We start from the raw sequence: 21309 nt of genomic DNA on the forward strand, positions 1-21309 counted from the left end.
CTTCAATTGTTGATCAGTATTGTAGAGTTATGTAAAAACTTAGAGCAGAAAGTAGCAAAGCTTGAAGAAAAAAATAAAATCTTAGAAATAGAGAATGCTGAACTAAGAGAGAGACTCGGCTTAAACTCAAGGAATTCATCTTTACCAAGTTCAAAAGAGCTGTACAAAATAAAAAAAGACACACCAGAAGATAAGTCAGAGGGCGGCAGGAAGATAGGTGGTCAAGTTGGACATAAGGGGAATTGCCGAGCTAAAATGGAAGCAGATGAGGTGGTGAAGGTAGAGTTACCAAATAGATGCGAGTGTGGTGAAGAAATCGCAATATCGGAAAAACCATATGTCTATCAAAAAGTTGATTTACCAGAAATTAAGCCTTACGTAGTTGAGTATCAATTAGAACATGGTCGCTGTCGTAAATGCGGAAAAAGAAGGAGTAGCAAATTACCAGAAGGAGTTACACCGGATACCTTTGGTCCTAGAGTTAAGTCAGTAGTTGCATCACTAAGTGGGTTTTATAAGAATTCAAAGCGAGAAATAGCGAATATTATGAAAGACATCTTTAACATGAGTATAAGTGTTGGTAGTGTGTCCAATAGTGAAGCAAGGGTTTCGTCAAAATGTAAAGAAGCCTATGAACAAATAGAGGAAGAAATAAAAGCAAGCGAAATTTTGCATATTGATGAAACCAGTCACTACAACAAAGGCAAATTGGGATGGTGCTGGATGTTTGCCAACAATAAAGCAAGTCTTATGAAGTTAGCAGATACAAGAGGAATGAAATTTTTAAAGAATAGTGCATTTTGTGATTACAAAAACCTGGTAATTACTGACAGATATGCAGTTTACAACCACTTCAGTGATGAAAAACGACAAATTTGTTGGGCTCACTTATTGAGAAATTTCGAGAGGTTATCTCATAGTTGGAATAGTGAAGTAATGAGACTTGGCCATTGTTTAAAAGACGCAGCTAATGGATTGTTTGTATTAAAAAACGCTTTGTCAGAAAATGAAATTAGTATTTCAAAGTTCACTAAGCAAGCTAAAGAATTACGAAGATACATACAGTACTGCATGATAAAAATATCTTATATACTTGAAGCAAAAGGAGCTTCACGAACGGTAAAGGGTATTATAAAATCCGAGTCAATGATGTGGACATTTTTGGATGACCCAGAGAATATTCCATTAACGAATAACCATGTTGAGCGACAGATACGGCATTATGTTGTCTATCGTAAGAATTCATATTTTGCACAGTCAGAGCGAGGGAATAGATTTCTTGAGCGGATAATTTCGTTGTATCTGACTTGGAAACAAAAGGAATTAAACCCTTTTCAAAACCTGCTAGCTGTTGTTTCTTAAACCACACCTCTGAACGGATACAATTTATTCTCTTAAGTTAACGCCATTGCCTGAACAAATACATAAAAAAGTAGTACTTGCAAGAAAGAGTTACTTAAGAAATTAATTAACTTTGCTATTTTCTCTAACATACCTAGAAGAAATAGATACATTATCTAATGCGGTCCTAATACTAGCATTGTTCTCATTAACAACTATAGCTAGCTCACAAGCATTCAAAGTATATCTACCATATGGAAACAGTACAGTACTTACTTCAGTAAATGCATCTTGTAGCATGGTACTATTTTGAGCTCGTATTAAAATAGAATTGACACATTCATTATTACCTTTATATATAGCAAAGGCAAGTGGTTTAATGACATACGTCACGCCTGGAAACTGCACAATATCTTTAGAAGTAAGGATATTTCGCAGTGTATCACTATTTTGAACTCGTATTAAAATAGAATTGATACATTCGTTATTGCCTTTATATATAGCAAAGCTAAATGGCGTTAAAGTATACGCTATAATATTTAAATACTGTACAATATTTCTAGAAGCAAGAATATCTTGTAATATACCATTTTCTTGGGCTTTTGTTAAAATAACATTAATATACCTTCCCTTATTATGATGTATGGCAAAGCCAAGCGATGTTAAGGTGTACATCAAACCATTTTGATAGTTTATAATATTTGCAGTAGTAAGAATATCTTGTAGTATACCATTGTTTTGAGCTTGTTCTAAAATAGAATTAACACATTCATTATTGTCTCCATGTATGGCTAGGCTAAGCAGTGTTAAAGTGCGTACTCCATCTGTTGGAAATCGTGTAGTACATCCAGTGATAAGAACTTTTAGTAAATCATTTCTTGAAGCTGCTTTCAAGATATTACTGATGCTCCTTCCATTCCATATGGATCTTTTTAGCTGAAAATACAAACCTTTTTGTTTTCGTGTTAAATTTTGATGATTTAGCATATTTTTGTAACCTTGCTTTAAAGTCAGTGCAGTTTAATTATTCTATGTTAGTATACACCGATAGAAAAAATTTCATCATATGTTCTGGAAAAAATTTACACAGGTTAATGAGGAAATCGTAAGAGAGAGCCTAAAAAAGGTTATAGAGAAGAAAAGTGGTAAGAATGTTGGTGTAGTATCCTCAATTGTTATTAAGGGTAAAGATGTTGCTTTTGCTCTTGAAGTTACTGAGCCAAATGAAGAATTAAGAAAAAATTGTGAGCAAGCTGTTAAGGCGATACCGGGAGTAGGGAAGGTTACTGTAGTTGCTACTGGTCAAAAACAAGCTAGGCAACAAAAAGCTAAACTTCATATCGAAGGAGTGAAAAATATAATTGTCGTTGCTTCTGGTAAAGGAGGTGTGGGTAAGTCGACAGTTGCACTAAATCTAGCTCTTTCGTTAGCAGAATTAAAACATAAAGTTGCGCTAGTTGATGCAGATATATATGGTCCTTCGATTCCTAAAATGTTGGGCACTGAGAAATTAAAACCAGAAATACAGAGTGGTAAAGCAATGCCTATAGAGAAACATGGTCTCTATACTATTTCAATTGGCTATTTTATTGATAAGGACCGGGCAGCAATATGGCGTGGACCTATGATCACAAAAGCACTTTACAATTTGCTAATGGGAACAAGGTGGTCTGATATAGAATATTTAATCATTGATACACCTCCTGGCACTGGCGATGTACATTTAAGTCTGATGGAGAATTTTAGTTTAACTGGAGCAATAATAGTTTCAACTCCACAGGAGCTTGCTTTAGTCGATGCACAAAAAATTTATGATATGCTCACAAAGCTCAGCGTGCCAATTATCGGCATTGTGGAAAATATGAGCTATTTTGTTCAAGATAATTCAAAAATACACATATTTGGAAAAGGTGGTGCAAAAAAAATGTCTGAAGAGCTGGGAGTCAAACTCTTGGGCAGAGTTCCTCTAGATCCGCAAATATGTAGTGCTTCTGATTGTGGAGACCCTTCAATGCTAAGTGAGGATTTAGTAAGGATTTATGAAGGCATTGCTAAAGATGTTAGGTCTTTTGTATGCAGTCTATAAAGTTTTTTTAAACTACTTTTAAAATAGGTAGAATGTAATTTTAGGTGAATAAAATATTTCAAATGGCAGCAGCTACCTCGTATCTGAACAGACAATAGACTTCTTGGATAACTTAGGAAACAAGTAGTAGAAGCAATATTAGGGAAGGTATAAATTTTGAGCAGGTAAGTAAACTTGATGAAGAGAAGCTTCGAAGACTAAGAGGAGTAAAAGGAAAAACATTGGAAAAATAATAGAAATTTTAATAGAGGAAGAGGCCAAGAAAAAGGCAAGAGGAGGAAAACCAAATAAATAATGCATATTTATTAATAGCACTCGAATATTTGTGTAAATACCGTACATATTTCCATATAGCGCAAAGCTATGGAATAAGTGAAAGTTCTTGCTAACAGCTGAATAGAAGATGCATTGATAAAACATCCAGATTTCAGGAAGATAAAGAGCTATTAAAGTTAAATAGGAGTATGCAAAAGTTTTATAAAAAGGGAATGTTCAACTCCCCCATAAAAGATCAAAAAATATCCTTAGGTTATCCAAGAAGTCTATTGTTGGTAAACATAAAAGGCTATTTGCCTTTTTATCGGGAACGTTCAAAAAAGTGTGTCAAACCGAGAAGTAAAGTAATAAATTGATATAAAAAATGGAGGTTTGATATGAGTCAAGCAAATAGAACTAATGGGTTGGTAGATTATAAAGAATTAGAAACAAATATCCTGTCATCTATACGAGAAGGAAAACCATTGACAGGAAAAGATGGAGCATTAACACCGTTTATAAAAAGGTTGCTAGAGGCAAGTCTGGAAGGTGAAATAGAAAACCACATGTCAGCTAAAAGTGAAGAAAATAACCGAAGAAATGGGAGAAACGCAAAAACTTTACGCACGAGTGGAGGCTCATTTGAGCTGCTAACACCAAGAGATAGGGAGGGAAGTTTTGAACCACAAATAGTTAGAAAAAGGCAAACAAGCCTACATCCAGAACTTGAAGCAAAGGTATTAAGTACATACGCCAGTGGCATGGGATACAGAGACATAGCTTCACACGTTGAGGAAATATATGACCACAAAATATCAGCAGCAGAGATATCCAGTATTACTGATAAACTGCTACCAATAATCAATGAATGGCGCAGCCGTCCACTGCAATCAGTATATCCAATAGTGTTCATGGATGGCATGTTTTTTAAGGTTAAGGAGGATGGACATTGTGTAAGCAAGTGTATGTATAACATATTAGGCATAGATCAAAATGGCAGAAAAGAAGTATTAGGTTTTTATTTGGCTGAAAGTGAGGGAGCTAATTTCTGGTTGGGAGTGCTAAATGACCTCAAAGAAAGAGGAGTAGAAGATATTCTAATTGCCTGCATTGATGGGCTAAAAAGCTTTTCTACAGCTATAAATAGTATATTTCCTAAAGCAGAAGTACAACTATGTATAGTGCATCAGATAAGGAATTCACTGAAATATGTATCTAGCAAAGATGTAAAAGTTTTCATGAATGATTTGAAAAAAATATATCGTGCTTCAAGTAAAGAAATTGCCGAAAATTATTTGCTTGAACTGGAGGAAAAATGGGGCGAAAAGTATCCATTAGTCATAAAATCTTGGCAGAATAATTGGGAAAATTTGTCCAGTTATTTTAAGTATTCAGGTCCTGTTAGGAGGCTAATTTATACCACTAATCCTATTGAGGGACTGCACAGACAGATTAGAAAATTTACTAAAACCAAAGGCTCATTTACTAATACAAATGCCTTGTATAAACAGGTATATTGTGCTATAAAAAAAGTAGAGCAAAAATGGGCTATGGCTTTACCTAATTGGGCTTTAACTATATCTCAACTTGATATCTTTTTTCCTGATAGATTAAAAATTGAGTTGAATTAAAAATACGGTTTGACACACTTTTTTGAACGTTCCCATCATTATTGCAACTAATATGTGAATTAGGCTTACTAAACTAATTAAGAGCTTCTTTAGTGACCTCAAATTGTATGTCATCATTGAAATACTAACTCCTCCAACGCAGTTCTGATTTCCTCAGTTAATGTCTCATGGATCTTTTCTGTATCATTCATTGATATACTATTTGGTATGTTTAAAAGGTTATTTCTTAAATAATTTTATTGAAATGTATTTTCCACTAACCCTTCCAATGCAACTCTGATTTCCTCAGTTAGTGTCTCATGGATCTTCTCTGTGTCATTTATCGATGCTAGTAATGCTGCTACTCTGTCTGGTATGTTTAAAAGATTGTTTCTCACTACTCTTGCCACGTTAAATGCTTCTGTCTTTACGTATCCGTTCAGAGGTGTGGCAAGGATAAAAAACAATTGACATAATATATTAAAGTAGTAATAACACAAAATGTTGATAGTAAAGTAAGGCTAGATGCTTCAATTGTTGATCAGTATTGTAGAGTTATGTAAAAACTTAGAGCAGAAAGTAGCAAAGATTGAAGAAAAAAATAAAATCTTAGAAATAGAGAATGCTGAACTAAGAGAGAGACTCGGCTTAAACTCAAGGAATTCATCTTTACCAAGTTCAAAAGAGCTGTACAAAATAAAAAAAGACACACCAGAAGATAAGTCAGAGGGCGGCAGGAAGATAGGTGGTCAAGTTGGACATAAGGGGAATTGCCGAGCTAAAATGGAAGCAGATGAGTGGTGAAGGTAGAGTTACCAAATAGATGCGAGTGTGGTGAAGAAATCGCAATATCGGAAAAACCATATGTCTATCAAAAAGTTGATTTACCAGAAATTAAGCCTTACGTAGTTGAGTATCAATTAGAACATGGTCGCTGTCGTAAATGCGGAAAAAGAAGGAGTAGCAAATTACCAGAAGGAGTTACACCGGATACCTTTGGTCCTAGAGTTAAGTCAGTAGTTGCATCACTAAGTGGGTTTTATAAGAATTCAAAGCGAGAAATAGCGAATATTATGAAAGACATCTTTAACATGAGTATAAGTGTTGGTAGTGTGTCCAATAGTGAAGCAAGGGTTTCGTCAAAATGTAAAGAAGCCTATGAACAAATAGAGGAAGAAATAAAAGCAAGCGAAATTTTGCATATTGATGAAACCAGTCACTACAACAAAGGCAAATTGGGATGGTGCTGGATGTTTGCCAACAATAAAGCAAGTCTTATGAAGTTAGCAGATACAAGAGGAATGAAATTTTTAAAGAATAGTGCATTTTGTGATTACAAAAACCTGGTAATTACTGACAGATATGCAGTTTACAACCACTTCAGTGATGAAAAACGACAAATTTGTTGGGCTCACTTATTGAGAAATTTCGAGAGGTTATCTCATAGTTGGAATAGTGAAGTAATGAGACTTGGCCATTGTTTAAAAGACGCAGCTAATGGATTGTTTGTATTAAAAAACGCTTTGTCAGAAAATGAAATTAGTATTTCAAAGTTCACTAAGCAAGCTAAAGAATTACGAAGATACATACAGTACTGCATGATAAAAATATCTTATATACTTGAAGCAAAAGGAGCTTCACGAACGGTAAAGGGTATTATAAAATCCGAGTCAATGATGTGGACATTTTTGGATGACCCAGAGAATATTCCATTAACGAATAACCATGTTGAGCGACAGATACGGCATTATGTTGTCTATCGTAAGAATTCATATTTTGCACAGTCAGAGCGAGGGAATAGATTTCTTGAGCGGATAATTTCGTTGTATCTGACTTGGAAACAAAAGGAATTAAACCCTTTTCAAAACCTGCTAGCTGTTGTTTCTTAAACCACACCTCTGAACGGATACGTCTTTACTTCTTCTACTGAGATAAGTTCACCAATTTCAGCTTTTGCCTTTGCCTCCAACAGTTTTCCCCGCTCCATCTCATTTTTTATCCGCGTTTTTAGCAGCATGGTAGAGAGCTCACTGGTGTTTCCCCTTTTTGCCTCAATTTCTCCACCTTTTCTCCTCAGTGGCTGGCTTGGATCTCTTATTGCTGCTACCGCTTCATTCGCTTGTTCTCTGTCAATCAAACCATCCTCCAGCTCAACTATTCCTTTCTTTACTAAATAACAGACGTATTGCTTTGAAACTCCTAGTTCTCTTGCCCATTCCGTTTGCGTTACTTTCGACCCTCCTCTTTCCACTTTTTCTACCGTTTTTCTTCTTGAATTTGTGCAAAAGTCTTGCCAGTATCAGAAAGTATCGCTTCTCTGCCTGTGTATACTTGCCAACGCTTTATCGTTACATCCACAAACGTAGGATCAAGTTCTATTGTTCTGCAGATTCTTCCCGTTCTCTCACAGGCAATTAATGTGCTCCCAGAACCACTAAATGGATCAAGAACTATGTCCCCTGGTCTACTGCTATTTACTATCGCTCTTTCCATTAACTCCACTGGTTTCATCGTTGGGTGCAGTGAGTTGTATGTTGGCTTATCATAAAACCATAGGTCACTTTGATTTCTACCACCATGCCACTCACGTTTATTGCCGCTTTTCCATCCATAGAGCATTGCTTCGTATTGTCTTTGATAATCTGATCTGCCTAACGTAAAATGATTCTTTGCCCAAATGATAAATGTTGACCATCTTCCCCCTGCTTCTTCAAATACTTTTTGCAAGGTCGAAAGCTCAGATGATGATGCACAGATGTAAATTGCTCCTTTGGTGTATGCTAAAACGTGAGAACAAATGTCATACAGAAAAAGTTCGTATTTTTCACCTTGATCATCGTTTAGTATTTTTTTGTCTTCTCTTTCTTGACTAGCGCCATAATCAACGTTATATGGAGGATCACACACCGTAATATCTGCCATCTTGTCATCCAATACAGCTTTAAATGATTCAACCAGACAACTATCGCCACAGTAGATTCGATGACCACCTAAAATCTATAGATCCCCTGGTTTTGTTATTTCCACTTTTTTGTCATCACCAGCTAAATCAGAAAATTTTTCTCTCTTTTCTCCTTGTTCTTCCCTTCCATCAAGATTATCAAGAAAGCGTTGAACTTTTTCTAGCTCAAATCCAGTCATCTTAAGGTCAAACTCCAAATCTTCTAACTCTTGAATTTCTACTTTTAAAAGATCATCATCCCACTTTGCCCAATTAGCTGATTGATTTGCCAGTAATCGAAAAGCTTTGGTTTGTGGTTCATTTAAATTATCACTTAAGACCACTGGTATACTTTCCATACCCAGTTTTCTTGCTGCTTTAAGCCTTAAATGACCATCAACCACAGTGCCATCGCTTTTTGCAACTATCGGAATACGGAAGCCAAACTCACGAATAGAGGCACACATTCTGTTGACCACATCGTCATTCTTGCGAGGGTTGCGAGTATCCGTTCAGAGGTGTGGTTTAAGAAACAACAGCTAGCAGGTTTTGAAAAGGGTTTAATTCCTTTTGTTTCCAAGTCAGATACAACGAAATTATCCGCTCAAGAAATCTATTCCCTCGCTCTGACTGTGCAAAATATGAATTCTTACGATAGACAACATAATGCCGTATCTGTCGCTCAACATGGTTATTCGTTAATGGAATATTCTCTGGGTCATCCAAAAATGTCCACATCATTGACTCGGATTTTATAATACCCTTTACCGTTCGTGAAGCTCCTTTTGCTTCAAGTATATAAGATATTTTTATCATGCAGTACTGTATGTATCTTCGTAATTCTTTAGCTTGCTTAGTGAACTTTGAAATACTAATTTCATTTTCTGACAAAGCGTTTTTTAATACAAACAATCCATTAGCTGCGTCTTTTAAACAATGGCCAAGTCTCATTACTTCACTATTCCAACTATGAGATAACCTCTCGAAATTTCTCAATAAGTGAGCCCAACAAATTTGTCGTTTTTCATCACTGAAGTGGTTGTAAACTGCATATCTGTCAGTAATTACCAGGTTTTTGTAATCACAAAATGCACTATTCTTTAAAAATTTCATTCCTCTTGTATCTGCTAACTTCATAAGACTTGCTTTATTGTTGGCAAACATCCAGCACCATCCCAATTTGCCTTTGTTGTAGTGACTGGTTTCATCAATATGCAAAATTTCGCTTGCTTTTATTTCTTCCTCTATTTGTTCATAGGCTTCTTTACATTTTGACGAAACCCTTGCTTCACTATTGGACACACTACCAACACTTATACTCATGTTAAAGATGTCTTTCATAATATTCGCTATTTCTCGCTTTGAATTCTTATAAAACCCACTTAGTGATGCAACTACTGACTTAACTCTAGGACCAAAGGTATCCGGTGTAACTCCTTCTGGTAATTTGCTACTCCTTCTTTTTCCGCATTTACGACAGCGACCATGTTCTAATTGATACTCAACTACGTAAGGCTTAATTTCTGGTAAATCAACTTTTTGATAGACATATGGTTTTTCCGATATTGCGATTTCTTCACCACACTCGCATCTATTTGGTAACTCTACCTTCACCACTCATCTGCTTCCATTTTAGCTCGGCAATTCCCCTTATGTCCAACTTGACCACCTATCTTCCTGCCGCCCTCTGACTTATCTTCTGGTGTGTCTTTTTTTATTTTGTACAGCTCTTTTGAACTTGGTAAAGATGAATTCCTTGAGTTTAAGCCGAGTCTCTCTCTTAGTTCAGCATTCTCTATTTCTAAGATTTTATTTTTTTCTTCAAGCTTTGCTACTTTCTGCTCTAAGTTTTTACATAACTCTACAATACTGATCAACAATTGAAGCATCTAGCCTTACTTTACTATCAACATTTTGTGTTATTACTACTTTAATATATTATGTCAATTGTTTTTTATCCTTGCCACACCTCTGAACGGATACAGAGAATTAGCAAATAGGTTCCGTGGCTAATCATTATTGGATTTTTCGAATAACAATTGCTTAAGATTTTATAAACTGTGCATATAGTACTCTATAAGAGAAAGAGAAGTGTGACAACTTCTCTCTTTCTTAACCACTTGCTGAAGAACGTTTATCTTCTGTGGCATCTGGTGATGGAGCAACTAATCTACTCAAAATCTCATCTTTTGGTCCCATAGCATAAATAACCCCATCTGACATGACGATCACTGTATTGACTACAGATAGTAGCTGTAGCTTATGAGTGATGATAACAGTGGTAGTATTTTGCTCTCTTGCAACATTGATTGCATTAATCAAGCGCGCCTCTCCATTACTGTCTAAGTTAGCATTCGGTTCATCAAGCACTAAAAGCTTAGTATTACCATAGAAAGCCCTTGCAAGTCCAAGAAGCTGTTTTTGGCCACCAGAGAGTATTACTCCTCCAGGTCCTCCTATTGTTGTATCATACCCATTTGGTAAGCTCAGTATTAATTCATGTATTCCTGCAATTTTTGCTGCTTTGATTATTTCTTCAGGATTTGGATCTGGTCTCATGCGGGCAATATTAGCTTTAACGCTCGTGTTAAATAACTCAATATCTTGAGGTAAGTAACCAACATAATTACCAAAGTTCTCTCGATTCCAAGTATATACATCAGCGCCATCTAGTCTGACTACACCTGATATGGGTTTCCAAACACCAACGGTTAGTTTTGCAATGGTCGACTTACCAGAAGCACTTGCACCAATAACACCAACAACATCCCCTGGTTCTATTACAAATGAGATTCCTTTTACTGTTGGCTTATTGCTCCCATAAGGAGTAAAAAATACCCTATCAAATTCCAACTTCCCTTCAGGCTCTGGTAGAGTCATAGTTTGCTCTCTTTTTGGGGATGTTAGTATAAGTCTTTGTAGCCTCTCATATGACATTCTGGCTTGATTTAAAAATTTCCAAGTATGAACTGCTGCATCAAATGGAGCCAATACTCTACCCATCAAAATCGAGGCAGCAATGATACTACCGGCAGTTTTGTGAGCTGTAATTGCAAGTAATGCGCCTGTTCCAATTACTGATATTTGCAGAGTTGAGCGTAGAAACTTAGTAATTCCAGTAATCACATTAGAACGATTCTGCGCTGTAACTTGCATTGCACGATTTTGATCATTCCGTTTACACCAATCAGAAACTATAAATTCTGACATGCCCATAGCTTCAACCACCTCTGCGTTTCTTGTTGCAACATCTATAGCATTAATATTGCGTATAGTTTCTTCATTGGTTTCTCGCAATATACGCTTAGTGGCAAGTTCATTCCATACTGCCATTGAAACTAATATAATGATCCCGGCAATAGCTATAAACCCTGTAGAGGTATGTATCATAAAGATCACAACAAGGTAAATTAGCGACCATGGAGTATCGAACAGTGAAAATATACCATTTCCTGTAATGAAATTTTTTATTACTCCAAGATCTCGTATTGCTTCACCACTTGAAGTTGAGCTTTGTACTGATGTTAACCTGATTGACCTTACTATTAGATCTGGTGTTGCAGTTTTATCAATCCAATCACCAATTTTAGCCATAGCTAAATATCGACAAGTTTCAAGCATTGCAGAACATGCAAACGCAGATAAAGTAATAATCGTCAGCATAACTAGTGTTGACACACTCTCGCTCGATATTACTCGATCAAGTACCTGAGAGGTATAAAGTGGCAAAAATAACATTAACGCATTAATCCCTGAGCTAAACCAGAAAATGAACCAAAACGCACTCTTGCACTTCTCTAGACAAGTATATAGTATACTTTGCTTTAATTCCTTTTTTATTGACGGAGTGATTTCCACAATCTTCCTTTTATTTAATTATATGTACCATATATAGTTTTTATTTCAAAAGTATTAACAGTTATTGCCTTACCATATCATTAATGTAATAAAATATTAATGATATGCGAATATAAACTTTTTCATGGAAATTTAGCAAGGCTATCTAATTTCTTCTCTACTATAACCTTATACGATAGCCTTGCCAATTGTTCTACGTTTTTCTTATCTACTACTCAATGACAGTTCTTACTATCACTCCTCTGAAAGTTGATGCTATCAGAGTCAGTGACTACAATCTGCATCTATTTTCCTCTTTCTATATGATCAGGAAGTATTACATATTCCAATGATCTAGCTGTAATTGCTCTTTTTCTCACACAAGATGGACTTGAATATACCCTTGGTCTATATCTTTCAAATTTAAAACAGTCAACAGTAATCCCCTCCTCAAAGTTAGAAAGTATTAGAGATGGAGATTTACTAACTTCCTTATCACTCACAGGATTATTTGCACTACCATAACTCACATGACGCGCTGCACTATGATTGTTACCACACTCTTCTCTTGAGGTTGAACTGCTTGGATTAAAAGGAGTCGAAAATATTGAATACCCATTGGTATCACCAAATCGTTTTATCAACCCACAGTTTTCTTCATTCATTTTTGTAATATTCTCGTGATTAGCACCTTCTGATAAGCTTGATGAAGCGATAAGATCTTCTTTTTTCTTACTAAAGATATTGCCTATTTTTAGCTTAGTTGCAACATTCTTGAATTTGTTTTTCGGAGCTTTTGGTTTAATTTCTGAATTCTCATTTATAGTAATTACACATGATGGATTATCTAACTTGTCCATTGTATTTTGTACTCTACTGTTGCGTCTTGAACACAGACTAAGTTTTGCTGTTAAATCATTCAAAACAGGTGAACTTTTTCTACCTTCTAAAGACTTATTCGAACATAGTACTGCACTACCACCCCTACTCATTTTCTGAGGAGAAATATTGAGTTTGTCTTTACTCTCTAATCTAGTTTCATGCGTAAACTTGTAAAGTTCATTTTCCAATCATGAAATATCTTCTACATTCTTTATTAATAGTTCCAATATTGAGTTGTATTCCTCCAAATCATGATCCCCTACTTTTGTCTTAGTTAACTTTCCTGTAGCCTCTTCAATTCTGTTCATTTTTTCAGTATAGTTTTCTATCTTACGTTTAACAGGTTCTTTTTGAAGGCCAATCACTAAGTTGTATAAGATAAGTAAAAATGATATCGAAGAAAATGCAATGGAAATCCAGGTAGGAATTTCTTCCTTTTCAGATTCTGCATTATTATACTTAATGCAAACAGAAATAATCACACTTGATATTGACATGGCCAGATTATAGTAGTCTAGAAGCTTTTTGCTTCTTTCTTGATCTTCCATATTAAGTTTATCATATTTCCTTTTTTTGTTTTCCCTTATTTCATAAAAGAAATCTAAAAATAACCTCAAGATATTTGTGTCACCATGTTTAAAAGCATAATCTAAAGCTGTTTTTTTTGCATTATCCTTTATATCAAAATTTATCTTCTTATTTAAAGTTTTCTCTCCGGTGCTGATTGTTAGGTAGAATAAGGCTTTAATAGCTTTTTCCCTTAAGTGCTCATTTTGTTTACGCTTTTCTAAAACTAACTTTTTCAAAAATTGACCTTGCTTAAAATCCTCATTTATAGTTTTTTCAAAATCATTATCACTCATTACAAGATAGTGTAATGCTGTTCTTCCAGATTTAGATACAACATTTAACATTTTCTTATTATAGGGGTAATGATTATCTGTCATAAAATATTCTATTAACTCAGCATTAAGGCTCATGGCAGCTAAATGTAGAGGTATAAGCCCTTGACTGTTTGTGTTAAAAAGTGGTACTGTGTTCCTAATAGTTGACTTAGCAATACTTTCAATAACATACTGAGAGAATTCTATGTCGTTGCCAAGAGCAGCCATGTGTAACGGTGTATTGTCATTTTCATCATATAACACTTTGATGCTAGCAGCCACCTTTTTACCTACAAGTTCTTTTGACACAAATTCAAGACATTCCTTATTGCCGCTCAAAATAGCTGCAAATAACAACTTTTTTTGTGTATTTTGTTCTAAAAAAATACCCTTTGGGCTTTTTTTTACCAAATACTTAACGCATTCTACTCTTCCACTGAGAATAGATAGGTATAGTAAAGTTTGTCCATCCTTATTTTTCTTACTTAATATTTCTCCCACTCTCTCTTTTTTAAAAAGGTGCTCAAGGCATGATTTATTACCAACACGTGCTGCCATATGAAAGACGGTGTCACCGTTGCTATTCTCACGCAAAACCTCTTGATAAACGTCAAATTTCTTCTCTTCCAACTTTTTTTCTATCATGCTTAAAAACGATAAATCAAGTTGGGCAGCAAAATGTAAAGGGGTGTTTCCTTCATTATTACTCTTATTTACTTGCATGCTTCTGTCTATTAATAGACTCACACATTTTTTTCTTAGTTCTGTTTCTGTATTACTCGATAGAGCTAAGTGTAGGGCCATATTTCCTTTGCGTGTTTCTGTGCTTAAATCGTAATCAGGAAATTTCTTGAGTAAAGATGTTAGACAATCATACTTCCCGTACATTGCAGCTAAATGTACAAGATCTCTTCCATAATCACCTTTGGATTGAAGTATGCTATTTCCTATATTTTCATAAAATAGGTCTATACAATATGAATTACCATGTATAATAGCAATATGTAAGGGGGTGTTACCTTGTTTATTCTGAACAATTTTTGCACCTGATTGAGTAAACAATTTCATTAGCTGGTTATTTCCATGTTTTGCAGCTATATGCAATGGGGTGTTACCATCTACATTTTCTTGATTAATTTCACTTTTTAGTCTACCTAAAAATTTTAGATGCTCTATAAGAAAATTTATGGCATTTTCTTGAGTTTCTGAGTTACCTACAATCTTATGAAAAGGATTCTCATTATATTTTATTTTTTAAAAATTGTACTTGATTATCAATGAAGAATTTTATGCACTCAGCATTTCCAGATTGCACAGCATAGTGTAATGCGTTATTTCCATATTTATCTGTTTTAATTTTCTCCCTATCAAAAATTCCTTTTGCTGTCAATATTTCTTTTAAATATTCTAGGAGGTTAGGACTTCCGCTTCTGGCAGCATAGTGTAACTCGGTTTTATTATTGGTAGTGCAACTAAAATCTGCTTCATTTTCTATGAGAATTTTCAAGCATTCTTTATTGCCAGATTTAGCCGCATAGTGTAGTGGTGTTTTACCATCTCTATCTTTATTCCTTACTGCTTCTTTAATGTCAAAATTAGAATTTTCTATCACAAAACATAAAATATCTTCTTTACCCGACTCAGCTAAATAATGTAGAAGTGTTTTATCATTACTATCTGCAAAATTCTCCAATTTTATAATCAATTCTCTGCCCATACTAAGAATTAGAGATACAGCTATTTCAACATGAATATCATAATTCCTATTTTTCTTTTGTTCTTTCCTAATTCTTTCAATAGCCACTGTTAATAGCGAAGAACCATCATTACTTATTATATTCCATCCATCTTGACGAAATTTTTCAGCTAATGAATCACTTATATTTTCTGCTAAAATCCTGCTTTTTATACAATCAAGATTATTAGTACATATATTATAGTTTTCTTCTTGAGTTACTTTATTAATATAATCATATATGATTATTAGGTCTTGCTTATTGACTTTATCTTCTGAATTGCCTTGTAATGAAGAGAGGTCTATCTCACTAATTGCTCTGGCCATAACAACGTTTCCCGCAACAAATAAACCTGAACTGAGTGTCTTTGCGCTTGTACTAGATTTAGCTTTGAAAACACTAATAACTGTGTCAAATTTATTTTTGAACATACTGTACCTCATAAATAATAATGCCGGTAGTGAATAAGGCTTTAGTAGATACCACTGTAATTTTTAAGCCTACAAAAATTCACCAGCGGCCGCATTATATAGTAGATAATTTTTTGTGCTAGTAATATTTTTCTAATTCCCACTTTGGCCTTGGTGCAAAGTCAAGAGAGTCTACATAGCTTCTCTGTAACCTTTCAATTCCTGTCCATCCAACCATCACTGCATTGTCTGTACATAAATTGCTTGGAGGAGAAAGCACGTTCAAGTCTATGTGCTTTTTTAATCTCTCTTTCAGGAAATTATTTGCTGCAACTCCACCAGTAATTACAAAATCATTGATTTTAATATTTAAAGATACAGCGATACCAATAGCATTTCTGACTCTATCGAGTAATATGTCGCTAATACACTCTTGAAACGAAGCACACATATCACATACATCCTGTTCACTCATTACAAATTCTCGTGCTAAGTTTTTTACCGCTGTTTTAATTCCAGAAAATGAAAAGTCACATCCAGAACGTTTTATCATTGCTCTTGGCAGCTTAAATCTCATACCATCACCTTTTTTAGCTAACTCTTCAATTAATGGACCTCCCGGATAGCTTAGACCCAGCGTTTTAGCGACTTTGTCAAATGCTTCTCCTAATGAGTCATCAAGCGTTTCTCCAAGTTTGATGTATTTACCTACATCCTGTGCAATTAAAAATTGGCAGTGACCACCTGATATCAGCAGGACTAAAAACGGAAATTCAACCTCATATAGTAGCCTAACAACTAACGCATGTGCTTCTAAGTGATTAACTGCAATAAACGGTTTTTGTGTTACGTGTGCAATTGCTTTAGCCATCATTGTACCAATTATTAATCCACCTATGAGTCCTGGTCCTGATGTTGCTGCAATTGCATCCAAATCACAAAAATTAAGGTTATATCTTTCCATAGCACTTTTTATTAAACCACTTAAATGCTTCATATGAGCACGTGATGCTATTTCAGGAATCACTCCACCGCACTTTTTATGCTCTGCCTGAGAAAGAATTTCGTGAGCAAGAACTTGCTTGTTGCTATTTACAATCGCAACTGCAGTTTCATCGCAGCTTGTTTCAATAGCTAAAATAGTCTTCATAAATACTTTGATTATAAAAAACTATACCTTGAAATGCTGTAGAAGTTAACTATATTCTGCTGAGCTAATTATCATCTTCAAATATAGAACCAATTTTTTTGCTTCCAGGAGAAAATTTATTAGTCCAACTGCTTTGTACTTTGTTTATATCTTTAAAAGCAGTTTTATCGCTATATTCCTTTACTTCTTTATCTATTCTCTCCATTATTTGTAGATCCAGGTAGCTCTTTTTCCATTGGTTAGTAGCAAGAAATACTCTGTTTAAATCTTGAGTGCGAATTAGATATTCTTTATCTTTAGGATAAACTTCCTGAGCCCAAGCAAACAGCTCAAAATAGCGTGCGAATAACTCAGACGCACGTGATTTTGGAGTTTGATAAGCTTGTATCTCTTCAAATATAATTTGACCAATAATTTTTTGTACCAGAATATTTGACTGCTTTAAGTTCTGCTCAATATCCTGATAAACTTTATAGAGAAATTCTTGCTCTAAGCTTAAGTTCAGTTCATTTTCAATCATATGTGAAAGTTCATGTACTATGATGTAAGGATTTGACCTTCTTAGCACAATAACATACTTATTTAAACCAGAAGAACGAATTGTCTTACACACTCCCTCTTCCATATCCACTAATCCTTCTTGATATATTTCAAACGAGAGTCTATTTTGCTTTATTAGTGACAAAGTGAGGTTTAATGTATTTCTAAACTTCTCAAATTGATAGAGATATTTGACATATTGTATTACGTTTTCACTATTTCCTACTTGAGTTGCTTGTTTTATTAAGTTTCTGATTAGCATGCTTCATTATTAAAGGAATTTTCTTTATGCTCAAGAATTATAAAGTGTTTTCAGGAAGTATAGCTAAAAAAGTTTAATTTACTTACATTCCGCTACTTATTATTAGCCAAGAGGTATCACGTCAGTATGACTTAGGAATGTACTAGATATAAAAGTGCAATATCAAATATATTTTACTAAAAATCAATCAACTTTTCACATGTTTGCTCTTCATAAAAGAAGCTCAATGTTATCGTAGTACCAAGTTTTGCTTCACTTTGAATGTTGAAAGTCCCACCCATTAACTCTACTAATTTCTTGCTTAGAGGTAATCCGATACCTGTGCCTTCGTTTCTATATCCCGAATCTGCTTGGCCAAAAACGGACATAACTTTATATATGTCCTGCTGCATTATCCCTATTCCATTATCATGAAACTCAATAGTTAATAAATTTTTTTCTATATTCTCTTTAACAACCATTCTTATTAAACCACCTTGAGGAGAGAACTTGATTGCATTTGATAACAAATTTATTATAACTTGCTTCATTCTTTTGGGATCGGCGATAACTAATAATTGTTTATCAGATATCTCTTTCTTTAAACTAATTCCTGTTTCTTTTAGTTTAGGTGATAACATTTTTAAGCACGAATCTATTATCTTATTCAGATTAAACTTCACTTTCTCTACTGTTAAACTACTTGATTCAGCTTTAGAAAAATCGAGCACATCATTAATCAAAGCAAGTAAATGTGTACCAGCATTATATATATCGTCTACGTATTCCTTGTATTTAGAGTGATCTACCGAACCTAAAGTTTCATTTTTGATCAACTTTGCAAATCCAATAATAGCATTAAGAGGTGTACGCAACTCATGTGTAACACTTGCAAAAAATTTTATCTTATTTGCATTTTCTTGCTCTAATGCCTCTTTAACCCTTTGTAATTCAATATTAGTTTTATGCTGCTTGGCTAGCATTTGGGTGTTGGAAAGGTGCAAATAAAGCATTATTAGTATTAAGATAACCAGTAATAAGCCTATTAATATTGAAAATAGACTATATACCATAATATAAGAGTCATTATAGCTTTGAATGATCTTCAAAAAAAATGAAGGCTTAATGTCATCTTCATGAAATATAGGGAAAGTAGAAGTTAATGTATTTCCTGTAGCGTAAAATATTTCTTGATTGCTTAGCAATTTATCAATTTCATCATTTGTAAGCAACTGCTCATAGTCATGACCTTGAGTATTAAAATTACTGAAAATTACTCTGGCATTTTGATCATACAGTATTAAGCTAAAATTTCTTACTTTGCTTACTGATTGTAACAATTCAGCACGCAATTTTACCAACTGGTTTATGTAATCAAAACTGTTATATTTAATATGATGTTTTTCTATTAGTAAATAATGATATTTTTTTATTATACTATTTTCCAATAGATCTTTTAAGTTTGCATTTGAATTACGGTAAAAAGAAAGAAAATTATTCTTTAATGAATAATTGCGGTATATTGTGCCCAATAAAACCACAAAAATTAATAAGAATAGCGAGATAATTTTTGTATATCTATTTGTTTTTAGTGTAGTAAACATTAATTTACTTAATTTATACATATTCTTCTCATTGTGAAATAACGTCTTTTATGGTATTAATAAAAAATTAGCATATCATACTTTTATGACAATTTCTCCTATCTTGCCAGTTTATTCTCCTATTAACATAAATTTTTCTTATGGCAAAGGTATTTACTTGTATGATATCGATAATAAGCGCTATATAGATTTTCACTCTGGAATAGCTGTTAGCAGTTTAGGTCATGCCAACCCACGATTAACTGATGTCCTAAAATTACAAGGAGAAAAACTATGGCATATATCAAATACCTATAATATATCTACTGCCAACAAATTTGCAGAAAATTTAATAAACAACAGCTTTGCTAATACTGTATTTTTTGCAAATTCTGGATCAGAAGCAGTGGAATGTGGACTTAAAATCGCTAGGGCCTATCAAAATGGAAAAGGTAATAAAAATCGCTATAGAATTCTAACATTTCATGGTGCATTTCATGGAAGGACATTTTTAACTTGTGCAACAAACGATAGACAGAAATTTTCTGAATTACTGAATCCTTATATTGACTGGTGTGATAACATAGAGCCCAATATTGAGAGTGTAAAGAAAGCAATTTCTAATGGCATAGGTGTTATATTAATAGAACCAATACAGGGACAAGGTGGTATTAAAGTAATGAGTGAAGTCTTCATGAAAGAGCTAAGAGAACTATGTAACGAAAACGACATACTGCTATTTTTTGATTGCGTTCAGTGCGGTGCTGGCAGGACAGGAAAGTTATTTGCATATGAACACATAGGAATTAAGCCTGACATATGTGCTCTTGCAAAAGGAATAGGAGGAGGTTTCCCTCTAGGGGCTTGTCTTGCAACTGAAAAGGTTGCTAAGTACATGGCGGTCGGTATGCATGGTTCTACTTTTGGTGGTAATCCACTTGCAACTTCAGTAGGTAATGCTGTATTGGATGAATTGCTCAGCCCTGGCTTCTTAGAAAATGTTGAAGTTAGAGGTAAGTCTTTAAAAAACAAACTAGAGGACTTAGCAAGCAAGTTTCCAATGATAGAAGAGGTGAGAGGAAAAGGGTTGATGCTAGGAATAAAAGTAAAAATGAATAACCAAAAATTTGCAGAAGAGCTAAGTCACCGTGGTTTACTCACTGTTGGAGTAACATCAGATAACGTTGTAAGAATCTTGCCTCCACTCATTATCACTGAAAAAGAGATTGATGAAGGCATTGAAATCCTCACTCAGTATTTATCTGAAAAGTTCTAGTTAAAAACTAAACCTTCCTGCTCACTATAGTATTTTCTAAAATGGATGATAAAGTTCCATTATGGTATTACCAACCAAAAGCTGTAAGTCTGTATATTTATACATGAGAGGTCTGAGGCGGCTTTTGATGGTATGCCAACAGTATTCTATAGGATTCAAATCTGGTGAATATGTTGGAAGATACAGCAAATGACAGCCAAAAGACTCTATTAATGATTTTGTTTTAGTGGTCTTATGAAATGTAGCATTATCCATAACTATAGTTGTGCCAAGTGGCAATTTAGGTAATAACATCTTCTCCAACCATGTATTGAATACCTCTTTGTCACACCCACCTTTGAAAGTCATTGGTGCAATAAATCTCTTTCCAATCCACCCGGCTACTATACTGATTCTCTCTCGAGTTCTCCCTGGAATATCTGCATAAATTTTCTTTCCTCTTGGAGCGCGTCCATATTCTCGGTATAACTTATTATCAACTCCTGCTTCATCTATATATAAGATGCTGGAATGGTCTATTTTTGAGATTTTATCAAT

At 34.4% G+C, this 21309-nt stretch carries 13 protein-coding genes and 5 pseudogenes; 6 read left to right on the plus strand and 12 right to left on the minus strand.

Translation table 11 applies throughout. The features are described from left to right. Positions 1 to 9: 9 nt before the first annotated feature. Complete coding sequence (gene tnpC / locus OM962_RS02350) at positions 10 to 1362, plus strand: IS66 family transposase (RefSeq protein WP_264330462.1); 1353 nt, start codon at positions 10 to 12, stop codon at positions 1360 to 1362. 102 nt (positions 1363 to 1464) lie between these two features. Here tnpC (OM962_RS02350) and OM962_RS02355 read toward each other — a convergent pair whose 3' ends face one another. Further along, positions 1465 to 2328, minus strand: a complete 864-nt coding sequence (locus OM962_RS02355; protein ID WP_006014093.1) for a WD_0033/WD_0034 family tandem repeat-containing protein — start codon at positions 2326 to 2328, stop codon at positions 1465 to 1467. A 79-nt stretch (positions 2329 to 2407) separates the two neighbouring features. Here OM962_RS02355 and OM962_RS02360 point away from each other — a divergent pair, with 79 nt between their 5' ends. The 4 genes and pseudogenes from OM962_RS02360 to tnpC (OM962_RS02375) all read left to right on the plus strand — a co-directional run bounded on the left by OM962_RS02360 (position 2408) and on the right by tnpC (OM962_RS02375) (position 7181). Then, entirely contained in the window at positions 2408 to 3427 is a 1020-nt protein-coding gene (locus OM962_RS02360; RefSeq protein WP_264330683.1) for an Mrp/NBP35 family ATP-binding protein, read from the plus strand. 211 nt (positions 3428 to 3638) lie between these two features. Then, positions 3639 to 3813 (plus strand): annotated as a pseudogene (locus OM962_RS07830) (helix-turn-helix domain-containing protein); the annotation flags it as partial. A 267-nt stretch (positions 3814 to 4080) separates the two neighbouring features. Continuing rightward, the gene (locus tag OM962_RS02370; protein WP_264330447.1) at positions 4081 to 5313 is read left to right on the plus strand and encodes an IS256 family transposase; all 1233 of its coding nucleotides are present in this window, start codon (positions 4081 to 4083) and stop codon (positions 5311 to 5313) included. A 516-nt stretch (positions 5314 to 5829) separates the two neighbouring features. Continuing rightward, positions 5830 to 7181 (plus strand): annotated as a pseudogene (tnpC, locus tag OM962_RS02375) (IS66 family transposase). 11 nt (positions 7182 to 7192) lie between these two features. Here the strand turns inward: tnpC (OM962_RS02375) and OM962_RS02380 are convergent. The 10 genes and pseudogenes from OM962_RS02380 to OM962_RS02425 all read right to left on the minus strand — a co-directional run. Continuing rightward, positions 7193 to 7543, minus strand: a pseudogene (locus OM962_RS02380) (hypothetical protein); the annotation flags it as partial. A gap of 5 nt (positions 7544 to 7548) precedes the next feature. Beyond that, a pseudogene (locus OM962_RS02385) lies at positions 7549 to 8700 on the minus strand (DNA methyltransferase). 58 nt (positions 8701 to 8758) lie between these two features. Then, positions 8759 to 10110 (minus strand): annotated as a pseudogene (gene tnpC / locus OM962_RS02390) (IS66 family transposase). A gap of 235 nt (positions 10111 to 10345) precedes the next feature. Then, positions 10346 to 12091, minus strand: coding sequence for a type I secretion system permease/ATPase (locus OM962_RS02395; protein WP_264330684.1), 1746 nt, complete (start codon positions 12089 to 12091; stop codon positions 10346 to 10348). A 284-nt stretch (positions 12092 to 12375) separates the two neighbouring features. Next, complete coding sequence (locus OM962_RS02400; protein WP_264330685.1) at positions 12376 to 13140, minus strand: hypothetical protein; 765 nt, start codon at positions 13138 to 13140, stop codon at positions 12376 to 12378. Further along, positions 13141 to 15087: an ankyrin repeat domain-containing protein gene (locus OM962_RS02405; protein ID WP_405196973.1), complete on the minus strand. Its 1947-nt coding sequence runs from the start codon at positions 15085 to 15087 to the stop codon at positions 13141 to 13143. Further along, a complete protein-coding gene (locus tag OM962_RS02410; RefSeq protein WP_264330687.1) occupies positions 15077 to 16003 on the minus strand; it encodes an ankyrin repeat domain-containing protein in 927 nt (308 codons plus the stop codon). Before OM962_RS02410 ends, OM962_RS02405 begins: the two co-directional genes overlap by 11 nt. 118 nt (positions 16004 to 16121) lie before the next feature. Beyond that, a complete protein-coding gene (tsaD, locus tag OM962_RS02415; RefSeq protein ID WP_264330688.1) occupies positions 16122 to 17132 on the minus strand; it encodes a tRNA (adenosine(37)-N6)-threonylcarbamoyltransferase complex transferase subunit TsaD in 1011 nt (336 codons plus the stop codon). Between the two features lie 64 nt (positions 17133 to 17196). Continuing rightward, the gene (locus OM962_RS02420) at positions 17197 to 17934 is read right to left on the minus strand and encodes a WD_0702 family putative metalloprotease (RefSeq protein WP_264330689.1); all 738 of its coding nucleotides are present in this window, start codon (positions 17932 to 17934) and stop codon (positions 17197 to 17199) included. 176 nt (positions 17935 to 18110) lie between these two features. Continuing rightward, positions 18111 to 19538 (minus strand): sensor histidine kinase, encoded by a 1428-nt coding sequence (locus OM962_RS02425; RefSeq protein ID WP_264330690.1) that lies wholly within the window; start codon positions 19536 to 19538, stop codon positions 18111 to 18113. A 64-nt stretch (positions 19539 to 19602) separates the two neighbouring features. Between OM962_RS02425 and OM962_RS02430 the strand changes: the two genes are divergently transcribed. Next, positions 19603 to 20772, plus strand: coding sequence for an aspartate aminotransferase family protein (locus OM962_RS02430; protein WP_264330691.1), 1170 nt, complete (start codon positions 19603 to 19605; stop codon positions 20770 to 20772). A gap of 36 nt (positions 20773 to 20808) precedes the next feature. Here the strand turns inward: OM962_RS02430 and OM962_RS02435 are convergent, their stop codons facing one another. After that, entirely contained in the window at positions 20809 to 21309 is a 501-nt protein-coding gene (locus tag OM962_RS02435) for an IS630 family transposase (RefSeq protein ID WP_319606738.1), read from the minus strand.

This window comes from Wolbachia endosymbiont (group B) of Erebia ligea (assembly GCF_947179575.1).
In the GTDB taxonomy this organism is placed as follows: Bacteria; Pseudomonadota; Alphaproteobacteria; order Rickettsiales; family Anaplasmataceae; genus Wolbachia; species Wolbachia pipientis_C.